Source organism: Microbulbifer maximicatervae (SeqCode) (assembly GCF_052467695.1).
Genome location: NZ_CP174320.1, coordinates 3,274,850 through 3,296,887 on the forward strand (window position 1 = coordinate 3,274,850; position 22,038 = coordinate 3,296,887).

Sequence of the window (22,038 nt, forward strand, 5' to 3'; positions counted from 1 at the left end):
AAGCTATATGTTACCTCCCTTCGCGATATTTAGAATAGAGTATACAGAATCTAGTGTTTAAATATTATACCGAGACTTTCATGCTGACTGAAAATTTAAGGGTGAATTTAGAGGTAGCATTAATTAGTCAGATAGCTTTTTCAGTAGTTCAATAATATTAGGTTTTTCATCTGTTTTTCTCATAAAATACTGAAGGTATACCTTGTTTAAGTTTGGACCTCTCAGCAGAAAGATAAATTCTTCGCCTAATGATGACTCTTGAATATTGCCGAGTTGATAGTGCCACATTTCCCAAAGTTCTACGTAAAAATCCGGGGGGCATGATCAAGGTTGCTTTTAATTACACCATTTGGCATCAATTTAACATGGAGTCTAATCTTATTTCCTGCGAAAGGACTGGTTCTCTCATCTGGGTTGAAGGTGATTTCTCCGCTTGAGGTGGCCATGTCTACCTTTTGAACCAGAACCTGCAGAACGTGATCGGTGCTTTCTAGAAGCTGTTCTAGTGTTGCAGGCTCTATAGATGTTCCATTTGCATAGCTAGAAAATAGTAGAAAGAAAATCAGCTTTTTCATGAGTATTATCTATTTTTGTAGGTTATACTAGGCGCAATATTGATTGCCTAGGGTAGAGCTTTTTAATAGCTGTTTTCGTCAGTAATGTTAGTATTTTTGTCTGGTTTCGATGGTTTTTCTATTCTAGTCAGAATATAGAGAGTCAATTCACAGGCCGCTACTTACTTGTGCCTTATTACTCAGCGGTAGTTCAATAATGGCCAATCACACCATTGTTTACAAGGAGGTATCTCTATATTTTGGTGTTAAATCCTTTTTGAATCGAATTTCGGTGTTTGCTAAATTTAAGCTGGTCCACTAGTTGTTAATAGGATCTTACTATGTGTCCGTATGGGTTGATAATTATGCTGGCTTATTCTGTTTAAGGATCTGAGGTGTGGTTTTTAAAATTAATTTTCAGAATTGTTTATTTTAATATATTTAAAGGTGGGCGACTTTCTTTAATGCGGCTGCTATTTTTCACAAAATATGGACGTCTATAGGAGGAGAGAGTGAGAAACTGCTGCGGACCTGAATAATCAAGCCCGCTTGCTCCAATGGATCACTTAAATGGTTTCAAACGTTTTGTAAGGTGCTTGCGGATATCTTTCATCGACTTTTCCGCAGTCTTGTGCCCTGCATTTATAGCAATTAGAAAAATTATGTCATGCTTGGGCATGATGCGCACATCAGTAAACCAATATCCATTACTGCCAGTATGCGCAAGAAGTGATAACTCAGAGTCGTACACTGCGCCCCACCCGAGAGCGTAATTGCCTGTCACCGGTGAATGTAACTTACGATAGGTTTCAGTCTTTAGCAATTTACCGCGACCATGTACGCCATTGAGTTGATCTTCTAAAAAAAGAGTCCAATCCTGGAGTGATATATTGATAGTTCCTGCGGGACCCATTACTTGTGGGTTATCACTATTTTTGTCGGCAGGATCTAGCGGGGTGAGCTTGCCCAGCCAGGATTTTTTATGGCCACGTGGTTGATCTAATGTGGTCGAAGAGCCGGGAGCTGCAAAACCCGCATTCTTGATACCAAGTGGAGCAAAGATCTGCTCCTTGATGAGATCTTCCCAGGTCTTGTCTGTTCGAGCTTCGGCGATAGCCCCAGCAATGATAAAGCCGAGATTGGAATATTCAGCTGAGCCAGCCTCGGAGCTGGGAGGTACAGTGAGGTAATGGCGTGCGACTGCCATGCGTTGCGCTCGAATACTGTGTTCCGGCTCGATTACTTTCATTAATGTAGGAAGCTCATACCAGCTGGATAAAGGGGGTAGGCCGGCAGTGTGACTGAGCAATTGTGTGATCGTAATATTACGGTAAGCGGGGTCTATATCTTTTGCAAAAGAGGGAAATGAGTCAGCTAGTGTATCCTCAAATTGTAATATGCCCTGCTCGACTAAGCGCGCTACCATTGTTGCTGTAATCGCTTTGGTGTTAGAACCTATGTGCCAGCGGTCATTGATAGTTACTATTTCATTATGGCCCTGTGCGCGAACTCCGTCTACCGCCATGGCAGCGATGTCGCCATCGATTTGAACTAGTACACCGACTGCTGGAAGGTTGTTGCTATCTCGGGCATTAGTAAGTATTTGTTCGAGAAACTCTTGTAACGAATCGTCGGCATGTGCGATAAAGGGTGACGTTAGAAGCGTGACTGCCAGGAGAATCCTTGGTAAAGTTTTATTATATCCTATATGCATTTTAATAAGCCCGAATGAATTTTAAAGGCAAGTGCTGGATCTGTGTTTATACAGAGATTTTATGTCGATTGGTATACTCTGAGGCTTCGATGCAATGAAGGGTTTTGGTACATTGTTGCCAAATGATTGTTTTAAATATTGTTCGTAATTATTTTCAGGTAAGTGCTAGAGAAGGGTGTTTTTTGAGGTCTTTCTGCTCGAAGAATTATAGGTTATAACAGCTACCTGATAATCGTATTGATCTGAACATCCTTTGTTTAATTTCAAGTCGACTTTGATATCCCTTAGTAATGATCTTTCCTTACTTTAGGGTGTTGACTGGAATATATGCTAACAGTATTTTTTCGATAATCTTTCTTTTGGAAGTTGATTCTTTAATGTATGCGACCTAGGAAGGTTATACTTATAATCTATTAGAAATGGTGTCATTGTGAGAGAGGCCCGTCAGCAATTCGTGTAGGTGGTGATTGCTGACGGAAAATGAAAATTTGGATCATGGCTGAGTTTATCATCTGGGATCAGATGCTTGTTAAGCATTACAAAAGCAAGAGCTTTTGGGGGTTCTAGATGGCAAGATTTCGAGCTCGAAAGATTCTGTCGCGAGGAACAAACTGAATGTGGAGGTCTCGAGAAACATTCGGTGCACTGATATGGGAATAATCTCCGGTAGCTGTGAATTTATACATTTGTAAGTTCCGTCCGGCAATATACCTTCCCAATCCCCAGTAACCCTGATAGTTAATGGCTTGATCATCGGGGATTTGGTTTGAAAGAGTGCTTATAGTACGAGCAACACGTCGGCCTCCAATCATGTTTCTTCCCATTCTTAACCCTGTGACATGCGCAGAACCTATAGGGATTATTCCGCCTGGACGTCCGCCTATATTAAAGTGGTGAATAATTCTTCTTGCTATTCCCTTTTGACGTTTTTCTGAAGATTTCCACTCTCCATTTCCTCTCCATGAATCCACACAGGCTATATCCCAACTTTTCCGAGAAGCTATATTGATTAATAGCGCTGATGTTTCAGTATCAGTTACGCCACCCGCGAAATAGTCTTTTATCCTATTGGGGTAAGCGGAGAGAGTTCCTGCAGCTTTTATTTCATGCGGTGCTTCGACGAACAATGAGTGAGGCTGATCGCTATTATCAGCTATCGCTTCAGCTGCAAAGGAGAAACCGTGAGGTACATCATTGTGCGGCTCTTGGACAATCACTAGCCCTCCGGCTTGCAATGTGGCGCGAACACGAGCCTTTGCGTCTTGCAGGGTTATATTGTTTACTGGCATTTTATATCTCCATCTTGCTATAGAACGACTGGTTTAGCGTCGAATGTGCTCGGTGTATTTCTCGTCGAGTAGAACCTTTTTATTTGGCTTGGACACAACTGCAAAAGCAGGAGTTATCATATTTCAGTTTTTGTAATGCATGTATTGCTAATCAAGTTACTCTTCATGAAAGTTAGGTTCAAGAAATAAATGCAACACCTTTCCAAATTTTGTCTTAGTTTGTGAGTTATTTCTTTCGGGGGTGTTTATTGCCCAGGGGTTTGTGTCCTTTGTGAGGTAGGTTCCCTTTTAATGTCCTGTAGTGTAGTTTTTATTAATATTGGCAATCTTGGAGATGGTCGTATCGAGTATGATTTCTAGGATAGATTTTTTGGTCTTTTAAGTCGGTTCTCCTGTGATAGATATTTTGGGCTAATTGTATTTTTTCTGGTTTTCTATTGGTTATTTTCTATAGGGATAGCTTTTGTAAAAAAAAGTAATCTACAGTAGAAAATCTTCTACATGTGTAAAGAATGAAGGGGTAGTGTGATCACATTATCTAATACTGCATCCCCTTACGGCATTCCGAGCTTAAAAGTTTAATTTTTTTGTGACTTATTTGTAACCACATTTTTGGTCAAAAGTCTTGAAGTTCTTGAAATGGCTTTGTTGGATCTATAAATTGAGGAGGTGCTAACTCTCGGTGGGGTAGAAGAGAATAGATTTTAATCTGGGTTGATCTAGTGATGTAGAGAGCTACAAGATGAAATAGAGTTGCCAGTTTGGCCGATAAGTAACAAAAATAAGCTGCCCGGAGGCAGCACATTAATATATCTAGTTGCAAAGTCCTAATTCCCGCTCAATCTGAGCCTTTCTCCAAACTGAGTAACTGGCTGGTATCTTTGCCTCTTTGGTGCCATCGGCAAGGATGGCGCGGCCGAGGTTTGGCCAGCATAGTACGGCCAATACCCTGGGCGCGATTACTTGGAAGACTTTGGGTGGCCCCATTAGGGATTTGAGTCTCTGTATTAATGGTAGCCAGGATGCGGGGACTACCTGTTCTGCGATCATCCATGAGGCCTGAGGATCACTACCCAGTTGCTTTGCCAGGGATTCGTAGCGCAATGTAGCGGCTCTTAGTGAGGCTTGGGGTGGTGCGAGTATAACGGCACGGGCCCTTCTCTCTGCACAGAGTAGGCAAATCTCTTTGGGGAGACCGCTACTTTCTGCAAGCTCTTGGTTGAGTGCCCATCCACCGGCTTTGATATCGCATTGGCAGATAGAGCAGTTATATTTCGGGTTTTCAGGGGTGAATACAGAACTAACTTTTTGGGGGCGTTCGCCATTTTTCCAGATGAGAGAGTGTCTTTTAAAAATATTGCTGGCAAAGTATCGGGTATAGGTCAGCCAGTCGATATTGGTTACATTGCCGAAACGGTCTTTGTGTACAACATCGGGAATATTGTGGCTGTAAAGGTGTCGTAAGCAGTGAGGGCATGGCTTTAGTTGATCCTGGGGAAATGCCTTTCGCGCTTCGCTATAGTCACTGCTTATCCAAACCGGACCCTTATAGTTATTCACTATTGGGCACTTGGGGTAAATATGAACTTGACCAAAAGAGTCCGGGTTTTGTTCCAGGCCAAATAAAAAAACCGGTATACCCCGGTAGCGCCAAGCCACAGGTACGCTGTCCAGATCACTTGAATCGAGTTGCATTCCAGTACGGATGGCTTTGGCTAAGCTGTTTCGATCAGGCATTTCAGACAAGCGCTGTGCTAACGGACGTTTGCCGGCTGAGAATGAATCACCATCGTTAATGACATAAGGTACTGATAGTGCTCGTGTGGCGCTTGGGAATGCTGTGATAGCCTGACGGTTTTGAATGGGTTGAAATTTTGTGAGGTTCACAGAGCTTCCTCAAGGATTTGCAGGATATGGCTCTCAGAGTCTCTAACTACCCTGAATGCTACCCGGCGAGAACGATCTGGATCTTCTACCCCATTTTTATCCAAGACTGGGCGAGCTGAGGAGTAACCGACAGCTGCTACCTTGGCCCGTACCAGGACGGCTTGCTGCGAAGGCAGTAATGAATGGGCATATTGCATTACGGCTCGGGAGCGCTGTTGGGAAAGTCGCAGGTTGTGGAAATAACCAGCTTCCGGTGCGGATTGATCTCCCCATTCAGAACTTGTGTGCCCTTCGATTTGGATTGCGGCAATGGAATCCATATAGGGCGTGAGCGCTTCGATGTAGCGAGGTACAAAGGAGGACATAATCTCGCGGGCATTGTCGCTCAGGGTAAAATCACCGGTTTTAAATAAGGCATCACTGTTATTAAAGGAGATGGCCAGGGTTTGCTTATCCAGAGACGCTCCCCAACGAGTTAAGTCGTGGGCAAATTCCTGTTGCAGAGTTTGATAGATGGCCAACTGGGTGTCCCGGTAAGACTCTGCGAGTTCGCGGATCTTGGCGCGTTCGTCGATAAGGGAACGCATTACAAAGACGGCAATACAGAGAAATACCATCATCAGGCCAGCCATCATGTCCGATAGGCTAATCCATTGACTATCGCTGGACTCACTACTGGCTTGCGTGCTTTCAAACATGCGCCTCTCCAGTGACTCTCTGAGCTTGCGCATCGATTCTCTTCATTTGCTGGATGAGCTGACGGAAGTCTCTGGAGAATTCACCGCTTAAAGTGCCAAGGGCATCGCCCATCGCTGCCATAACACTCTCTACTTCATCGCGCAGACGTTCATCCAGAAGTTCATATTGACGCTTGATACTGACATCGGCATTACTAAGATCGCGAGTAATCACTTGTGACAATTCGGTAATCATCTGGTTGTGAGTTTTGGCGATCAGCTGAGCTAGCTCGGCCATGGATTCCCGGTGACTGGTAGCCTGCTCGTGAATTGCTTTAGAGAAGTGGTTGGGGTCCATACTGGTAACCACATCGGCCAGGGCTACGACCTTACTGGTTCTTTGGTCGAATACTTCCGCCTGGGTCCTACTCAGGGAGATCAGGTTGGAAACCTGGGCCCCAAGTTGCTGTTGAGCTTGGTCAATTCCTCGGGTGAGCGCTTCAAACTTGGGCGCAATATCGGGGATCGATTGCTGTAGAACTTCAATAGAAGCTTGTTGCTCATTCAGCATGATTGATATCTGCTCTGCGTGATTGCGCTGCTGCTCTACCAGGGTGGGAATCACGTTGAAAATTTCTGGCAGCTCAGTAATACGCTGGTGTAACATTAGAAGGTTTTCCTGAGCACCATTAATTTCATTGAGAAGAGTTGCAGTTTGGTCGCGGTAAATAGTTGCGAGTTCTGCGTGCTGCTGATGCTGATCTATTAGGGCTTGCAGAGCAGGGGATACGGCCTCCAATTGCTGGGTAAACTGCTGTAGGTTCTCACCCATCTGGGCATTCAGGCCGCTATTAAACTTTTCTACAACCGCAGTGAGTGACTGTAGGACTTCATCACTAATCTGTCGCTGGAATTTTGCCAGATCTTCGCGCTGACCATTAATAGCCTGCAATATGTCATCTGCTGTCGCTTTAGGGGCTTGTTCTTTAGTGAATATTTGAAAAATAGTTCGCAATATCAGGGACAGGAAGAGCCCCAAGATACTGGTCATAAAGGCGGTTTCCAGACCTTGCATCAGTTCTGAAATTGAGGTGTCAATATCGTTTAGATCAAATCCATAGATACCGATAATGATACCGATAAAAGTACCTAAAATACCGAGGGCAGTCAGTAGTGACGGCGTTTCCTTTACAAAGCGGGGAAACTTGCCTAAAGGGTAGAGGATTATGGCTATAGCACCAATGGCAAGCATGACCATAAGAAAGGTGTCGGTAACCTGTTCCGCAGATAACTTGGTTAACCAGTGATAGAAAAACTGGGTCATTATTTATCCTTTACAACTTTTTGCATTGTTATTTCGTGATAAAAAGGTCCGTTGGGTATTCGCCCGGTTCCCTGGCTGAGTACTTTCATCTCTGGTAGAGATTTCACAACATCGGTGATAGTGCGGAGCTGGGGCTGCTTGTTACCCGAAGCGTGAACATAGGTTCCAACCTGGCCCGACTTTTGAATTTCAAATACACCACAGTTAACGGGAAGCTTGTTTTGCTTGAATAGCAAAAAGTGCATCACGCCTCCATCACTGAGATATTGATACAGGGCCTTAGTAATCGATTGTATTTGCTCGGTGGAAAAGAAGTTGAGAAGATCCCAGAGGAGGATGCAATTGAGATCCTTTGGCAGGGTTGCCTGTCGCAACGCGGCCTGAACGGCTTCTTCAAATGGCACTTTTCTGCTGATTTGCCAAGCGAGCGATGAGTAAAAATCAGAAATAAACAGTTCGCCCACCTCCCTTTGGAGGTGTTCCATATTTCTCCCAGCCTTTTGCCCAATATCCAGAACTTTGCTGACCGGTGAGCGCTTGACGTGAGTCAGGGCGGTGTCGAGAGCGGTTAGCGAAATATTAGTAAGGCGGTTTTTTTGGAAAGCGGATACCGCTGCTGATGATCCACTGGCCATCACTGAAGTTGGCGATTTTACATTGCCATACTCAAACATTAATTCGATAAGGTCTTTACGCATCCCCTCTCTTTGTAGCAGGGAAGAGCGCAGGGAGAAGTTACCCATAGTCTTCATTAAATTCAGGGATGAGTACCTATAGGTGGGCAGTGGTTCTTCCAGGTGGAGCGGTTCTGTATTGAAGGTAAAGCCAGAAAGGCGCTTAAAATCCGCGGGCCCCTTGGGCATAGTGCCGGTGTACAGCATTGTATGGAAAATGGTACGCGGCTTTAAGTGGGGTCGGATTTCCTCAATGAGCTTGGTAATAAGCTCAGGCTCCATAAAGTTGAATAGATCCCAGCAGAGCACCACATCAAGCTTGATTCGTTGGGGCTTTTTGGTGAGATATTCAGAAAGCTTAACGGCCCTGACTTCTTTATCGAGGGCAGAAGTATCCAATAGCAGACTGCGTAAATCTTCGATAAATGTCTGGCAGGAGCGCTCCAATAAAGGCTGTGTGGTGCCAAACGAAAGGCATCCCAAATCTAAAACTTTACTACCTGGTTGAATGACTTCATCCACCAAAGCAGCAATACCAAATGAATGATGCTGCAACATATTTCCCACACCAAAACTAAAGCCCCGGCATTAGCCGGGGCCCATATTGAGGATTAACTAAGAAGGTTTCCTAGCTTTCCTCAGCTTCTTCTTCGGTCTCTTTAGTGCCGAAGAGGTAGTCGCTGGTGTCGGACAGGCGAGAGGAATCGCTCGTGCTTGTGGTGCTGGAGGAGTAGGTAGAGCTGCCGCGAGTACGGGCTGCGGGCTTCTCTTCTACTGCGGGCAGGTCTGGGTGTACCAGGCGATCAGAGAACTCCTTGTGGCGCTCTTTCATTTCGGAATCGGTATCAACCATATCCATGGAGCCACGGAATTTACCGCCGTCGTCCAGCTTGATTCTCGGTGCAATCAGATTGCCATTAACTTGTGCGGTGTTGCGGATTTCGATCAACTCATCGGCAAGAGCATCGCCATCCAAGGTGCCTTCTACAACAATATTTTTTGCGTGGATATTGGCAGTAACTGCACCGCCAGTGCCAACAGAAAGATTGTGGCCAACCATAATCACAGTACCATCAACAGTACCTTCCACGTGCAGATCTTCGGTGCCGATCAGCTCGCCACGAAAGTTAATACCTTCACCCAGCACTGACTTGGAGCCTGAGCCCGAAAGAGATGATTGCTGCTCAACAGCGCTCATGCCCGCTAAAAATGGTGTGGAGTCATTGCTTTTGTCAGTGCTCATAGAAATAAGTCTCTCTGTTTAGAAAAGTCAGCTGTTGCGTCGATTGCACCGATAACCGTGGTTACAAGGTTGTCGATAAGTTGGGTTTTGTTAAATCGGAAAATCAAAATTTTCAAAAGTGATAAGGCACTTTTAATGGCGGGTACGGATTATTTTGATACTGAGTAAAACCTATCAAAACAAACGGCCCTACATTTATGTCAAATTTTTTTCTTTGCTGTGAGTGTTTTGCTAAAAAAGAAAATTAGACTATCAGTGCTTTTGGTCACCTAAAATATCCCTGTCTCTGCCTTTTCCCTATTGTGCACATACCTTAAGAACGACTTCCTTTGTCCTTTTACAGTTTTCGTCTCTCTCGTAGAGTTGCAATGCCCGTTTTCTCGTGCTTGCATCAAGGTGAAGAAGAGGCTCTTCTGACCTTAAGCTACGATCGATTTTTGCGATTGCTGTTGATATCGCTATATTCTCGCTATTTACTTCAGGCTCGACCTGTAAGTAAATATTTACTTCCTTTTGTGGAGGGCATACTTCTAATTGTCTGCTGATGGGTATCGAGCCTATTGGCACAAAACAATATATGATTGGAATACTACCTACAGCGAGCTTACCAGCGTTTTCGGTCTGGCAATCAATCAAGCTGACCTCGACTTGAATGCGCTGAATTTAGCACGGATTGCATGCTAAAAGTGTGACTTGTAGCACCTTTTGGTCGTGATGATCGTCGTTTCCTGTTTTTTAATCCGATAATGATTTACGGCTTAAAATATTGTTGCAATATGCGATGTATTCCTATGTAAAGAATTGTTTATGTTGGCATTTGGGTTAATGTCTGAGCCTCGCATTCTTGCGCTTTCAAAATTCTATCCTAAATGTAAGTGTGCACTTATTTGCAATGACTATTGGGTGTCTTCAGGAAGGCTGTTTTCACAGGGTGGAGCTGCAGGCAGTTTTTGCTAGGATTTATATCACTCACCGCATACCTCTCAGTCCCACCCACAAAAAGGTAGGCCCAAGAGATATTTTTGGTGGCGTTGGCAGGGGTGCCAGCCTTGCTGGGCTGGCTAAATTTCAGGGGTAATTTGGATTTTAAACGGAGTTCCGTTTGAAGTTTTAAACTCTACCTCTGCAGCTTGGTTGAACCCTGTCACCAGAATGGGACTTGCTATCTGCTTATAACCACTAGAAGCCCCAAATTCATATATTTTTGTCTGCAATCGAATTTGGTTTTCAGAAACTTGTTCGGCAGACACCTCGAACCTAAGTGTGTTTTCGATTTGGATTTCGCTTTCATCTCCTTCGTTATTGAGGAGGCGGACGGAGGTCAGGTTCTCGTTTCTGGTGCTGGCATCTACCTTAAGCATTATTGGAGAAGCTGACGATAAGGAGGTATACAAGAGTAAAGTCGTACCCAGGGCCAATATTGCGGTGAGTTATTTTCTACCCTGCTTGGCTATTGATATTTTTGGGTTTTCCTGAAGGATTATATCTATGGGCTTCAGTGAAAATGCTGAAGATATTGCTTTTATTGAATCTTGAGAGGCATTTCCACTTTTTTCTATCCGTTGAATGGTTCTAAGGCTTAATGATGCAACATCGGCTAGTTGTTGTTGACTCCAAGCCCTAGTTGTTCTCAGTTTAATAATTTTCTTTGAGTTAACTTTCACTTCCATACTTCTGTCCTCTGAAAATTGAGCTCCATTTTCAGGGGGGCAGTCCTTATTGGTTACGATATTCTTGCGACACCTGTCTGACAGCTATATGACTTTGTCCAAACAATAGGCTATCTGTGCAAATTGCGGTCAATGGTGGGCGTGTTTGAAGGTTAGGTGATTCACTGATGTACTACAAGGGGCGCACAATCTTTAACTATTGCCCTGAATTCATATTCTGGGTCGGGAAGACATCTATAGGCTCTAAGTTCTCACTTTGAGATAAGTAAAAAGCTAGGGAGTTGAGTCAGGTTGTAACTGGAGGTTCGGATAGTAGCTTTTTGGGGGGGAAGGTTACCACTAAGCAAAGCCAAAGAGCTTTCAATGAGAATATGTAGCAAGATGACTTATGGAGCTTCTGAACAATTCCGTAATATCTCTGTGAGCCAGAAGCATCACGGATTTATTTAGAGGCTCCTTATATAAATTTAACTCTCCAAGCCATTAAATCTTAATACTACCGTGAAGATAATCTATAGCGCCTCCCTTGAGAGAGACTCTGTTACTATGCAGTTCGCAGTGAATTAGTCCAGTCCGCTTGGAGAGTTGCTTAGCTAAAAGTACATCCTTTTTAAATTGTTGGCTCCAATATGGTGCCAGTTGACAGTGCGCTGACCCTGTCACAGGGTCTTCGTTTACCCTTAATTTTGGATAGAAGCATCGGCTAACGAAATCAATATCGTTACTTGCCCCAGGAGCGGTAATGACAACTCCTCGTTTATCCAGCTGGGAGAGTTTTATAAAATTTGGATTTACAGATTTTAGATCGGTTTCGCTACCCAACACAGCTATATAATCATATGCACACAGAACTTCTTGCGGAGTGATGCCGAGGCCATCAATAAGAGCACCAGGTGCTTCTGTGGATACCGGAATGCTAGCCGGAAAGTCCATGCTATAGACAACTCCCGATCTCTGGACTAACAGTGGGCCGCTTTTTGTATCAAACTGGATGGTTTGGCCTGAGTATCTTAAATGAGTAAATAGAACGTGGGCAGCTGCGAGTGTGGCGTGGCCACATAAATCTACTTCTGCCTCAGGAGTAAACCATCTCAGAGAAAAGGAATCTTCATTTTTAACAAAGAATGCGGTTTCAGAGAGATTGTTTTCCTCAGCTATCTTTTGCAGCGTATCATCCGCAAGCCAGTTATCAAGAGGGCATACAGCAGCGGGATTACCTTCAAATACCTCGGAGGCAAAGGCATCTACTTGATAAATTGCTAGTTCCATTAGTTTTTTCCTTGAGTAATAGATGCTATTTTGGGGCAGTATAAAATTATTGTGATAGTTGGTTTGTTTGTGCCAGTTTGTTTTTTGGTATACAAACTATCTAACGGCTGAGGGAAGCCAGGATGCTCATACCATCAGTGCTCCATGGGGCGGGTCTTCAAAGTCTACAGAAATATAGCGAACTATTTACAGGCTCTCTAGCTGCGCAAAGCGACGTTCGTAATAAATCAAGCAGTTGGATATGCGCATAATCTCAAGAAGGTCTCCAGAAGAAAATCCAACAACAATCTTAATAGGTGCTTCGTCACTGTATTGGAGAAGTTGTTCGTTTTTGCAGAGTTCTCGCGCTAAGAGGGATGTATAGCATAAGCTGAAACCAATGTATCCGTCTCTATTTAGGTGTTTCGGCTTGTTAGCTCCTTTACACAAGGCTGCAATATTTCTCAAATATCTCGAGCCCAAATCAGATTTTGAATATACCCAATCCTCTCTGCTTTTAAATAGTCGAGGAAGTAGAGTTAAGCTGATATCCGGGAATTCCCGGCCGATACTATCTCTGAATTCACGCAGCTCGAAATATAGGACTGAAGGAGGAAGCGAGTCCCCAGCAGCTACCAGTTCTGTATCGAACCATGTTTGGGCTAGGTCAAGTTCATCCGTTCCTAGCATAGTGGGCAGCTTTAGCCATGCCAAATTGGGGGTTCGGCCATCGGCCCAAAAAGAAAGGTTTTCAAGGCCGTCTTGGATGGGTTCGTTTTTTTCCAGCGTATCGAAAATCACTTCATAGTATTCAGCTATAGACAAACCCCGAACTCCTGTCATATCTCATTTTTGCTTAGTATATCGATCAAGCAAGTCAGTGGGGACGTTTTTGGCTTTTCCTTCTGATTCAGCAGTATGTGCGCTGGGGCGCAATCTAAAACAACCATCCCGTTCGAAATGAAATTCCAACAAAAGCAAAGAGAACGGACAGTACTGTAACTGGGATAATATGGTATGCCAGTGCAGTGAGATTTTTTTCAGAAAGATTTGGAATGATTCGCAGCCTTGCGTCAATTGCCAGTAAGAAAGTGCATGCCAAAAGAATCAGTTTGAAGGATACCAGGCGAGAAATTGGATTGGAGAAGTTGAACCACTGGGATAAGTCAGGCAGTAGGGTATATGAGAGATATAGCCCGGAGAGTATTTGAATGAGCAGGGCGGGGATGCCAATCTTTTCGTAGCTGTTTTCAAACCGGGAAAGAAAAGCTACATCCTTATCCCGTAAAACTTTGGGTAGTATTGTGCAGGCAAGTATCAGATGCCCACCGGTCCAAATTGTTGCACCTAGAAGGTGAAAAAAAAGTACTACGTTGTACATCCTGTCCCCCAGACAAATCCTTGTTGGGGGACTATAGCGCTAAAATCTACGGGTGTCTGCTGCCAAATAGGGGTAGAAAGTAGCGTTGTCTACTCCCTGGGTTCCGGCCGGGACCAAATCCAGTAGGCGCCGCAGCTGATGCCGCCAATGGTAAAGCAAAGAAGGTAAATATTACTTATATGAAGGATGGCAAAAGCTAGGGATATAGCCATTGTCAGGCTGGCCAGTAACTTGGTTCTGCGGCTTACATAACCACTGCGCCAAGTCCGCAATAGATGCCCAAATAGATGGTGTTCCTCGATCCATTGGTGCAGGCGCTGGGAGCTGCGTGATGCGGCCCAGGCACCGAGGACAATAAATACAGCCGACGGCAGGCCGGGAAGAATGGCTCCGATAATGCCAAGGGCGATAAAAAAGCAAGCAGCGGCGCCCCACAGCCAGCGCATCCAGCCCTTTGCCAGCGGCGGGGTGTAGGACATTACGCTGTCTTCAGTGGATTCTTTCATTCGGTACCTCTACCTTCTAGCTTATTGCAGTAGTTGTGCATCAAAAGTAACAATATTTGTCCGCTTGGTCTGCTTGCTCATAAGCAGTTTGCCCAGCACCTAGTCAATAGAGTCAGCAGGCCGATAGGTCGCTAGTGCAGGGTAACGGATTATGTGGATGATTTCCTCTGTCCAGGGAGGTGACTTTCTGGTTTATGTGAAGCCAGGCCTCCCAGTTCTGAGAAAGCAATTTATTTTGGTTAACGAATAAAAAATTCGATCGGAACGGCCATTGTCAGAGGATCACCGGGTACCTCTTCTGGTGGTCTAGGCAGTGGTTCTGCCCTGCGCACCAAGGCCACGACTTCTCGGTCGAGAGACGATATGCCACTGGCTCGGTGCAGCTCAACCTTTAGTACTTTGCCTTTTCTGTCCATCGTGAATTGTACCCAGGGAATACCTTGTTGACGCCGTATTTGGGCGCTACGGGGGTAGCGTTTTCTTCGCTCAAGGTGAGCCTGTAATTGGTTCTGCCAGGTTAATCTGGCTTGTGATTCCCTCTGGTTCAAGGCGCCCACTTCCGGTGCCGCAGCTTGCTCTGCTTCTGCTACATCTGCCGCGAGAGGGGCTGATGTTTCTTCAACAACAGTTTCTCCAGTAGCCTCTCCACTGGAGTCTTGTTGCTGTGCGATTTCCTTCTCTTCCACTGGCTCAGGGGTCTCTTCCTTTTCCTCCGTGGGGGGCTCCTCTTCGGGCTTCTCAATGGCAATTTCCGAGGGGGCTTCTGGCAAAATAACAGGCTCTGACTGCGCAGAGGTTTTTTGTGGCTCGTTGCTCTGCTGGTTTGCGGGAGAGGATTCCTGTTGTTGAGGACCTACCGGTAGCGACGTGGGTGGTGCCACTGGAGCGGCTACCATACTGACTTCAAATACCTGTGGTGCTGCAGCAGGCGGAAGTGCCAGTTCGGATTTGGGTTGCCATAAAAAATAGACGGCAATAAGTCCGTGAAGGGCTAGGGCACAGCAAAAGGCGCAGAGCGATAGAAAAAATCGCGGACGCTTCGCAGATTTTACCTTCGGGCCGGCCAAGAGGCTCATTGGTTTACGGTCGCCGGTTTATCCAGACCTACCAGAGCGATTTTCTGGTATCCGGCACTGGCAAGGCGGTTCATCAGGTCCATCAAATCCCCATATTCCACTTTGCTGTCGGCACGCAGCAGGATTTGCTGTTCTGTGCCAATTTCATTTGCCCGGAGTTCAGCAGCTAAGTTCTCCCGCACAATAACTTTGTCCTCACCGAGAGTCAGGGTGAGGTCCTTTTGCAGGGTGAGATATTTCGGATCTTCTGCCTGGGGTTGTTGTGGAGCTGTCGCCGAGGGTAGATTGACGGGCACGCTTACAGTGGCCAACGGAGCCGCAACCATAAAAATAATTAGCAATACCAGCATTACATCGATAAAAGGTGTGACATTGATATCGTGCTGTTCTGGCAGTTCTTCGCTATTGCTGCTGTTGAGATTGAATGCCATTAGTTGACGCCCTGAACCTGCGGTACTGCGCGCTTTTTGTTCGCGCTAACCAGTTCGGCGAGCGGGCGCGCATTTGGATGATGGCGATCCAGGTCCCGACTAATCAGTACCATTAAGGCGGTGACATTATCGGCCAATACCGCACGATAATTGCCGATAGCCCGGGAAAAGTAGTTGTAGATCACTACCGCCGGAATTGCAGCAACCAGGCCGATCGCAGTTGCCAGCAGGGCTTCGGCAATACCTGGAGCCACTACGGCCAGGTTTGTGGTTTGGGTTTTTGCGATACCGATGAAACTGTTCATGATGCCCCAAACAGTTCCAAATAAACCGACAAAGGGGGCGACGGAACCGATGGTTGCCAGAATTCCGGTGCCACGGTTCATGTCGGTAGCGAGAGAAGCTTGGACTCTTTCCAGGCGAGCCAGAACACGTTCTTTTAAGCCGTCATCTGACACTGGGCCACCTGAAGATAAGTCGAGTTCGTGGCGACTCGCTTCTACCAATAACAGGGCACCGCCGGTTTGGCCTGAAAGCTTTGATTCGGCATTGGCGAACGTCTTGCTTTGGATCAGGGTTGCCAATAATTGTTTGGCCTTGCGACGTGTTATTACCAGCTGCAAGGTTTTAAAAAGCCAAATCGCCCAGGTTAAAACCGAGGCCAACAGTAGGCCGATCATTACGCTTTTAACGACGATATCCGCGGCGTGATACATTCCCATGGGAGATAAATCGTGTGCGCTGAAAGCGGTATCTCCAATGTTGGAGGTTGCAGTCGAGGTAGAGTTGTCTTGATTTTCTTGCAACCCCACGGAGGTTTCCACATCTCCCTCGAGAACTATTTCTGTATTGCTTTGTTCGCTTGAGTTGGAATTATTTTCCTGCGCTAAAGCCGGCAATGGGCCCAATGTGCTGCCTAGCAGGCACAATAAAATTACAGTCCAGATTTTCATTACCGACTCCTGGCTTCAGGTGAAAAATAAATTAGGGTGTAGCGGGCGCTAATAATTGTTCGACATTTTGTCGTGCAAAAGCAAAGGCTTGTTTGGCCCCATTGAGGGCTACTTCTTTTTGCTCTTGGTTGAGTTCAAGAGCATCTAACGCAGTTTTGAATTGGCGCCAGTGTAACCCGCGACCGTCTTCATGTCCTGCCAAGTGGCGTGCGCCGAACTCTTCTGATAAATCCAGATGTTTGCGCGCGTACTTGAGAAGGAATGCCGCTCCTAAGTTGGAGCCTTCAACTACGTAGAGCCAGCCCAGTGCAGAGTGGAAATCAGTAATTGTGACTTCTGCTGCGGCTTGTTGATCAGCTTTTAAATCGCTCTCGGGCATTTCGAAATCAGCACAGTCCTGGAGGACTGCTTCAGAGCGGTCTCTCTCTTTCAGGCCGGGCAAAAAATTATTTAATTCGTCACTTTGAAACCAATCAGATACCGCTTGATGCAATCGCGACTGCGTGCGAACAAACAGTGCATATCGCTCGCGATTGGAAAATGGTGACAGGGACATAATGCGTTGATCTAGACTCTCGTGGGTCGTATTAGTGCCTTCTTTCAGCCAAGCGGAAAAGGTGGGCTCTGTTGGTTCAACGGATTGGCATTCTGCTGGGTTGCTCACGGGATTTTTCCAAAACAAATTAAACAATAACCGCCCGGTTATTCCGGTGGCTTTGTAATGGGTGACGGACCAAATTCAAATTAACCCATCCCGTTGATCAATATTTTTTGAAAAATTCACCGGGTTATTCCAAATTGATATAACATTCTCAGCTCAGCTACTTTAAATGAGAATAGATATCATTTACAGTCCCCGCCCTCAAAAGATTACAGCGCAAGGTCTGAGTTTTGGCCCCGGAAACCCCTTCAACCCCAGGATTTGATGAGCTTTACCAAGAGCACCACGAGTGGCTTGTCCGTTGGATTGCGCGCCGAACTTCCGGTGTTGATAATGCCCAGGATTTAGCTCAGGACACTTTTATTCGTCTGCTGGATAGGCCGAGCCTGCCTGCGGGGATTCGAAGCCCGAGGGCCTGGTTAACCAAAGTGGCCGGGAACCTGCTGATCGACCAAGCCCGTCGCCAAGTGCTGGAGAAAAATTATTTAGCGCTGCTGGAAAATTTGCCGGAACCGGAATGTCCCTCCCCGGAAGATAAGTGGGAGCTATTGGGGCTTTTGGAGCAAATTGATCAATTGCTCAGTGGTCTGCGCCCGATAGAGAAAACGGTATTTCTAATGGCGAGACTAGACGGCTTAACATACCGCCAGGTGGCTGAGCAGCAGGGGCTAAGCCTTTCCTCAGTAGAGAAATATATCGCAAAAGCCATGCTCAAGTGCTATGCCGCTGCGTACGATAACGAATAATTTTCTATGGACTTGGAACTTGCTTGCTGATGTCAAACGCCCCAGAAAAAAATAGAGAAAAAATTCCTGAAGCAGTACTGTTGCAAGCCGTTAGCTGGCGCGTTCGCCTGGGTTCCGGCGAGGCGCTTGACTCAGAGCGCGATGCTTGCAGTCAATGGCGTTCGGCGGACCCTCTGCATGAACTGGCATGGCAGCGTTTTGAGCGGATGGAGTCACCTCTAGATACGGTGGCTCGCCGAGCGCCGCGTTTGGCCCATTCCACCCTCAATCAAACCGATGCAGAAATTCGCCGTTTAAATCGCAGGGCTGCTCTTAAAACCATGGGCGGTGGTGTCCTTGGGGCTTTTGCCGTTGGCCTGGTGGGATATGACACCGGTTTGCTGAAGTATATGTCTGCCGATTATTCCTCTGGTTCTAAGCCGGCCCAATATACTCTGGATGATAAGAGCCAAGTCTGGCTAAACACCGGTAGTGCCATTGAATGGGAGTCGGGCACAGCAATCCGTTCCCTTGTTCTGTCTAAAGGTGAAATGCACTTGACCAGTGCCGCTGACCCGAGGCCAATGCAGGTATCGGTGCCTCAGGGGCAGCTGATTTCCCGTGACTCGCGCTTTTTTGTCCGCAATGGCGATGACCACACGATTTTGCAGGTTGTGGAAGGTGGGGTGCAGTTTCAGCCGAGTGCGGATATAGAGCCCTTTGCAGTTAAGGCGGGTGAGGCTTATCGCCTTACTAGCGCCGGTTCACTCGCTCTGAACAGCAAGATGTTTGATTACAGCGGATGGATTGACGGGGTGCTTTCCGCTCGGAGTATGCCGTTAGGAGCGCTGCTTGAAGAGTTATCTCGCTATCGTGTTGGTTTTTTACGCTGTGATCCGGCATTAAGAGATCACCAGGTTTCCGGGGTTTTCCAGCTTCACGATATCGATACCATCCTAAAAATATTGGCGCGTTCGGCGGGAGCTGAACTGAGCTATACCACGCGGTGGTGGGCAATGATTCAATTGCCGGGCTGATAGTAAGTCGCATCGCTCCCTGCCTTCCCCTGTTCGTCCGGGCCGACGGTTTTTTCGGAACGGGCAACCTTTAATTCCTGCTCTTATTGCCAGATGACCACAAAAAAGTTATCCGAAGGTGTCATTTTTTATTTTTGATGACGCTTTTGATTGCTAGTTTTCCCTCCGAAGCAAAAAAAACAAAATAATTCTCATTTAGATTACGGGTTTTTGATTTTCGTTCGGCTTCCTAGTTATACACCTGAGAATAGGAAGCCGCTTAAATGCAGTCCCGCGCCCCAAAACATATTTTGCCCACCTTGTTGGCACTGTTGTTGGCCGTAGTTCCCGTATCGAGTTTTGCGCAAGCCCAGCAGGGCAATACAGCGCTGATCGAATTCAGTTTGCCCGCGGGCAATCTGGGAGATGTGCTCAACCTCTACTCGCGTCAGGCCGGGGTAACGCTCTCTTTCGACGAGAACCTGGTGGAAACTATTTCTGTTCCAGCACTATTTGGTAGCTATCGTGCAGAAGAAGCTCTGTTGAGCTTGTTGCGCGGTACCAACCTGCAAGCGGTTCCCGTTGGTAGTGGTGCCTGGCTGATCCAGTCCGCTGGCGAGCAGGATCTGATGGTGCTGGACAGCATCCAGGTTGAGACTCGTGATGGCGGTGAAAAAGACCAGGCATTTCGCGAGTCCGGTTCAGTAAATATTCTCACCCAGGAAAATATTGAGCGCTTTCGCGGTACCAGTGTTGGCGATATTTTTCAGGGCACCCCCGGTGTACTTATCAGTGAAAACCGCAATTCCGGTGGTCTGGATGTCAATATTCGCGGTATGCAAGGGCAGGGTAGGGTTCCTGTCTTAATTGATGGCAGTCGCCAGGAAACAACGATTTATCGCGGTTATGCCGGGGTTTCCAGTCGCAGTTATATTGACCCAGATCTGATTGGGTCCTTGCGCATTGATAAAGGCCCCGTAATGGGTGCCGAGGGCACAGGCGCTACCGGAGGCGTTGTCAGTGTAAATACCCTACGAGCGGAAGATGTCGTAAAACCCGGCGAATTGTCGGGTTTCCGTGTTCGTGTCAGTGGTATCGGAAACAATAGCGAGGCTCCAGAGGCTGGTACTTACGCTGGTTACCACTTGCCGCGCCCTGTTTATCGCTCCGATTGCCGTTTTGCAAGTGATTGCACCGCTGACTATACAATGCCGGACAGCTTTGCGCCGGACCATGGAATGGATAGGCCCAGCCTGTTGGATTTTGAGGGTTACGCGGCGAGCTTTGCGGGCGCCCAGCGTTTTGAGTGGGGTGATCTGGTATTGGCTCACGCCCAGCGCGAACAGGGAAATTACTATGCGGGTACTGATGGCCCCGCGCCGGAAGTGGTTATTGGTGAGCCTCAAGAAATGGCTTGGTATACCGAGACTAAGGTTGAGCTGGAGAGTGAACTGGGAAAGAGTATCCCTTACCGCGCCGGGGAGCGGATTCCGAATACTAGTTTTTCTAGCGATTCCTGGTTGTTAAAAAGCAGTCTCCATTTGCCAAAAGACCAAAGTCTTGAGCTGGGCTATATCCGCTATAACAGTATCTTTGGTGAGATGATGCCCTCGCAAGTTCTTTCAAATTTCGGTCAGGCGCGCGAGTGGCTCGATAGTGAAGTGCTTAACCAAACCTACACTGCACGCTATCGTTGGCAGCCGGTGGAATATGATTGGGCCGACTTGCGTGTCAATTTTTGGCACACCGATGCGGTCACTGATCTGAACACACCGAATATATTCTCTATCGAGCTGGAGGATAATATTGCGCGAAATGACGATTATCAGCGCTTTGGCCTTGATATCACCAATAGTATGCGCTTCTACCCCATGGGTGAATTGCGCTGGGATTATGGTGTTTCTGCACAGTGGGAAGACTTGGATAGCGATACCCAGACCGCTGAAGGTATTTATGCCGGTTCCCGCAGTGGTGGGCGCGATGAGTACAGCTTGTTCACCGGTATTGAATGGCAACCGTGGCCGGAGTGGACGCTGGAGTCTGGAGTTCGTTATACCCATTTCTCTTCAAAAGACAATAATCCCCTCCCGTTGAGCATTGATTCCGATTTTTGTGTAGATAATGGGGAAGGGGGCTGTGAGGACGTTTACTACAGCAATAGTCGCTCCGGTACTGCACCTATTGTGGTTTTGACATGGGAGCCGATCAAGGGTTTGCAATTCTATGCCCGCCATGCGCAGGCTTTGCGTATGCCGAGCCTGTTTGAAGGTACCACTGGTTTCTCATCGAGCCCCGCACTGGATATCACCCTTAAGCCTGAGCATGCAAAAAATAATGAGGTTGGGATTAATTATCTTAACGGCCAGTTATTTGAAACTCATCATCAACTCCGAGCGAAAGTTGCTTACTTCGAAAACCATGTTGACGATTATTTGACTCGCACCGGGGTCAACGCCGATGAAGAAAAGCAAGGTAGCGGTATCTCCGATTTATTCCGTATGCGAAATATCGATAGCCTCGACCTTGAAGGTTTTGAGTTCAACCTTGGATACGATGCCCTCTGGTGGTTAGTTGAGCTGAGTGCTACCAAATACAGCCACATTGAAGTCTGTGATGTTGCCAGCTATGTGCGTACTTACTGCACGGATTGGGGTATAGAAAACAGTTATTTCAATAATATGGTCCCACCTAACTGGCATGCCAGTGCGCATATTGGCTTGCGTTTATTCCAGGAAAAATTGGAATTCGGGCTGCGCGGTACTTTTATGGGGGAGCGAAACCCTGTTCCTTATTACGGCGATCAAGCTGGATTTACTGAGCCGGTGCTGTGGCAGAGCTACGAACTGTTAGATTTTTATACCAGCTTCCAATTTAACGATAGTTTTTCGGTGGATTTCACCGTCGACAACGTAACCGATCAATATTACATCGATGCTTTGAGTCTTGGCTTGGTGCCTGCACCGGGACGTACGGCAAGACTCAGTCTCACTTATCAATATTAAACATTTG

General features: G+C 46.6%; 20 protein-coding genes. 3 read left to right on the forward strand and 17 right to left on the reverse strand.

What is annotated here, in order from left to right; genetic code table 11:
* Nucleotides 1–299 precede the first annotated feature (299 nt).
* The 17 genes from ACJJI8_RS14520 to ACJJI8_RS14600 form a co-directional block, all read right to left on the reverse strand.
* Nucleotides 300–575, reverse strand: coding sequence for a hypothetical protein (locus ACJJI8_RS14520; protein ID WP_444916129.1), 276 nt, complete (start codon nucleotides 573–575; stop codon nucleotides 300–302).
* A 541-nt stretch (nucleotides 576–1,116) separates the two neighbouring features.
* Nucleotides 1,117–2,268 (reverse strand): serine hydrolase domain-containing protein, encoded by a 1,152-nt coding sequence (locus ACJJI8_RS14525; RefSeq protein WP_444916130.1) that lies wholly within the window; start codon nucleotides 2,266–2,268, stop codon nucleotides 1,117–1,119.
* A gap of 563 nt (nucleotides 2,269–2,831) precedes the next feature.
* Nucleotides 2,832–3,557, reverse strand: coding sequence for a hypothetical protein (locus tag ACJJI8_RS14530; RefSeq protein WP_413665218.1), 726 nt, complete (start codon nucleotides 3,555–3,557; stop codon nucleotides 2,832–2,834).
* Nucleotides 3,558–4,370: 813 nt separating this feature from the next.
* Nucleotides 4,371–5,444 (reverse strand): hypothetical protein, encoded by a 1,074-nt coding sequence (locus tag ACJJI8_RS14535; protein WP_444905722.1) that lies wholly within the window; start codon nucleotides 5,442–5,444, stop codon nucleotides 4,371–4,373.
* Entirely contained in the window at nucleotides 5,441–6,142 is a 702-nt protein-coding gene (locus ACJJI8_RS14540; RefSeq protein ID WP_413665220.1) for an OmpA/MotB family protein, read from the reverse strand. The genes ACJJI8_RS14535 and ACJJI8_RS14540 overlap by 4 nt, the downstream gene beginning before the upstream one ends.
* Nucleotides 6,135–7,445: a MotA/TolQ/ExbB proton channel family protein gene (locus ACJJI8_RS14545; RefSeq protein ID WP_444932779.1), complete on the reverse strand. Its 1,311-nt coding sequence runs from the start codon at nucleotides 7,443–7,445 to the stop codon at nucleotides 6,135–6,137. The genes ACJJI8_RS14540 and ACJJI8_RS14545 overlap by 8 nt, the downstream gene beginning before the upstream one ends.
* Nucleotides 7,445–8,677: a class I SAM-dependent methyltransferase gene (locus ACJJI8_RS14550; protein ID WP_444932780.1), complete on the reverse strand. Its 1,233-nt coding sequence runs from the start codon at nucleotides 8,675–8,677 to the stop codon at nucleotides 7,445–7,447. The genes ACJJI8_RS14545 and ACJJI8_RS14550 overlap by 1 nt, the downstream gene beginning before the upstream one ends.
* Before the next feature lie 70 nt (nucleotides 8,678–8,747).
* On the reverse strand, nucleotides 8,748–9,362 hold the full coding sequence (locus ACJJI8_RS14555; protein WP_444932781.1) for a bactofilin family protein: 615 nt from the start codon (nucleotides 9,360–9,362) through the stop codon (nucleotides 8,748–8,750).
* A gap of 1,061 nt (nucleotides 9,363–10,423) precedes the next feature.
* Nucleotides 10,424–10,723, reverse strand: coding sequence for a hypothetical protein (locus tag ACJJI8_RS14560; RefSeq protein ID WP_444932782.1), 300 nt, complete (start codon nucleotides 10,721–10,723; stop codon nucleotides 10,424–10,426).
* Between the two features lie 69 nt (nucleotides 10,724–10,792).
* On the reverse strand, nucleotides 10,793–11,032 hold the full coding sequence (locus ACJJI8_RS14565; protein ID WP_444932783.1) for a helix-turn-helix transcriptional regulator: 240 nt from the start codon (nucleotides 11,030–11,032) through the stop codon (nucleotides 10,793–10,795).
* A 483-nt stretch (nucleotides 11,033–11,515) separates the two neighbouring features.
* The gene (locus tag ACJJI8_RS14570; protein WP_444905716.1) at nucleotides 11,516–12,301 is read right to left on the reverse strand and encodes a PhzF family protein; all 786 of its coding nucleotides are present in this window, start codon (nucleotides 12,299–12,301) and stop codon (nucleotides 11,516–11,518) included.
* 186 nt (nucleotides 12,302–12,487) lie between these two features.
* Nucleotides 12,488–13,105 (reverse strand): hypothetical protein, encoded by a 618-nt coding sequence (locus ACJJI8_RS14575; RefSeq protein ID WP_444932784.1) that lies wholly within the window; start codon nucleotides 13,103–13,105, stop codon nucleotides 12,488–12,490.
* A gap of 645 nt (nucleotides 13,106–13,750) precedes the next feature.
* Nucleotides 13,751–14,167 (reverse strand): YbaN family protein, encoded by a 417-nt coding sequence (locus ACJJI8_RS14580; protein WP_108732723.1) that lies wholly within the window; start codon nucleotides 14,165–14,167, stop codon nucleotides 13,751–13,753.
* A gap of 239 nt (nucleotides 14,168–14,406) precedes the next feature.
* Nucleotides 14,407–15,243, reverse strand: coding sequence for an energy transducer TonB (locus ACJJI8_RS14585; protein WP_444932785.1), 837 nt, complete (start codon nucleotides 15,241–15,243; stop codon nucleotides 14,407–14,409).
* Entirely contained in the window at nucleotides 15,240–15,674 is a 435-nt protein-coding gene (locus tag ACJJI8_RS14590; protein WP_444905714.1) for a biopolymer transporter ExbD, read from the reverse strand. Before ACJJI8_RS14590 ends, ACJJI8_RS14585 begins: the two co-directional genes overlap by 4 nt.
* Nucleotides 15,674–16,627: a tonB-system energizer ExbB gene (gene exbB / locus ACJJI8_RS14595; RefSeq protein ID WP_444905713.1), complete on the reverse strand. Its 954-nt coding sequence runs from the start codon at nucleotides 16,625–16,627 to the stop codon at nucleotides 15,674–15,676. The genes ACJJI8_RS14590 and exbB overlap by 1 nt, the downstream gene beginning before the upstream one ends.
* A 31-nt stretch (nucleotides 16,628–16,658) precedes the next feature.
* Nucleotides 16,659–17,291: a biliverdin-producing heme oxygenase gene (locus ACJJI8_RS14600; RefSeq protein WP_444905712.1), complete on the reverse strand. Its 633-nt coding sequence runs from the start codon at nucleotides 17,289–17,291 to the stop codon at nucleotides 16,659–16,661.
* 227 nt (nucleotides 17,292–17,518) lie between these two features.
* Between ACJJI8_RS14600 and ACJJI8_RS14605 the strand changes: the two genes are divergently transcribed.
* From ACJJI8_RS14605 to ACJJI8_RS14615, 3 genes are all read left to right on the forward strand, one after another.
* Nucleotides 17,519–18,034 carry a sigma-70 family RNA polymerase sigma factor gene (locus ACJJI8_RS14605; protein WP_282933363.1) on the forward strand — a complete coding sequence of 172 codons (516 nt, stop codon included), beginning with the start codon at nucleotides 17,519–17,521 and terminating at the stop codon, nucleotides 18,032–18,034.
* Nucleotides 18,035–18,063: 29 nt separating this feature from the next.
* On the forward strand, nucleotides 18,064–19,050 hold the full coding sequence (locus tag ACJJI8_RS14610) for a FecR domain-containing protein (protein WP_444932786.1): 987 nt from the start codon (nucleotides 18,064–18,066) through the stop codon (nucleotides 19,048–19,050).
* A 263-nt stretch (nucleotides 19,051–19,313) separates the two neighbouring features.
* Nucleotides 19,314–22,031 carry a TonB-dependent receptor gene (locus tag ACJJI8_RS14615; protein WP_444932787.1) on the forward strand — a complete coding sequence of 906 codons (2,718 nt, stop codon included), beginning with the start codon at nucleotides 19,314–19,316 and terminating at the stop codon, nucleotides 22,029–22,031.
* The last annotated feature ends 7 nt before the right edge of the window (nucleotides 22,032–22,038 follow it).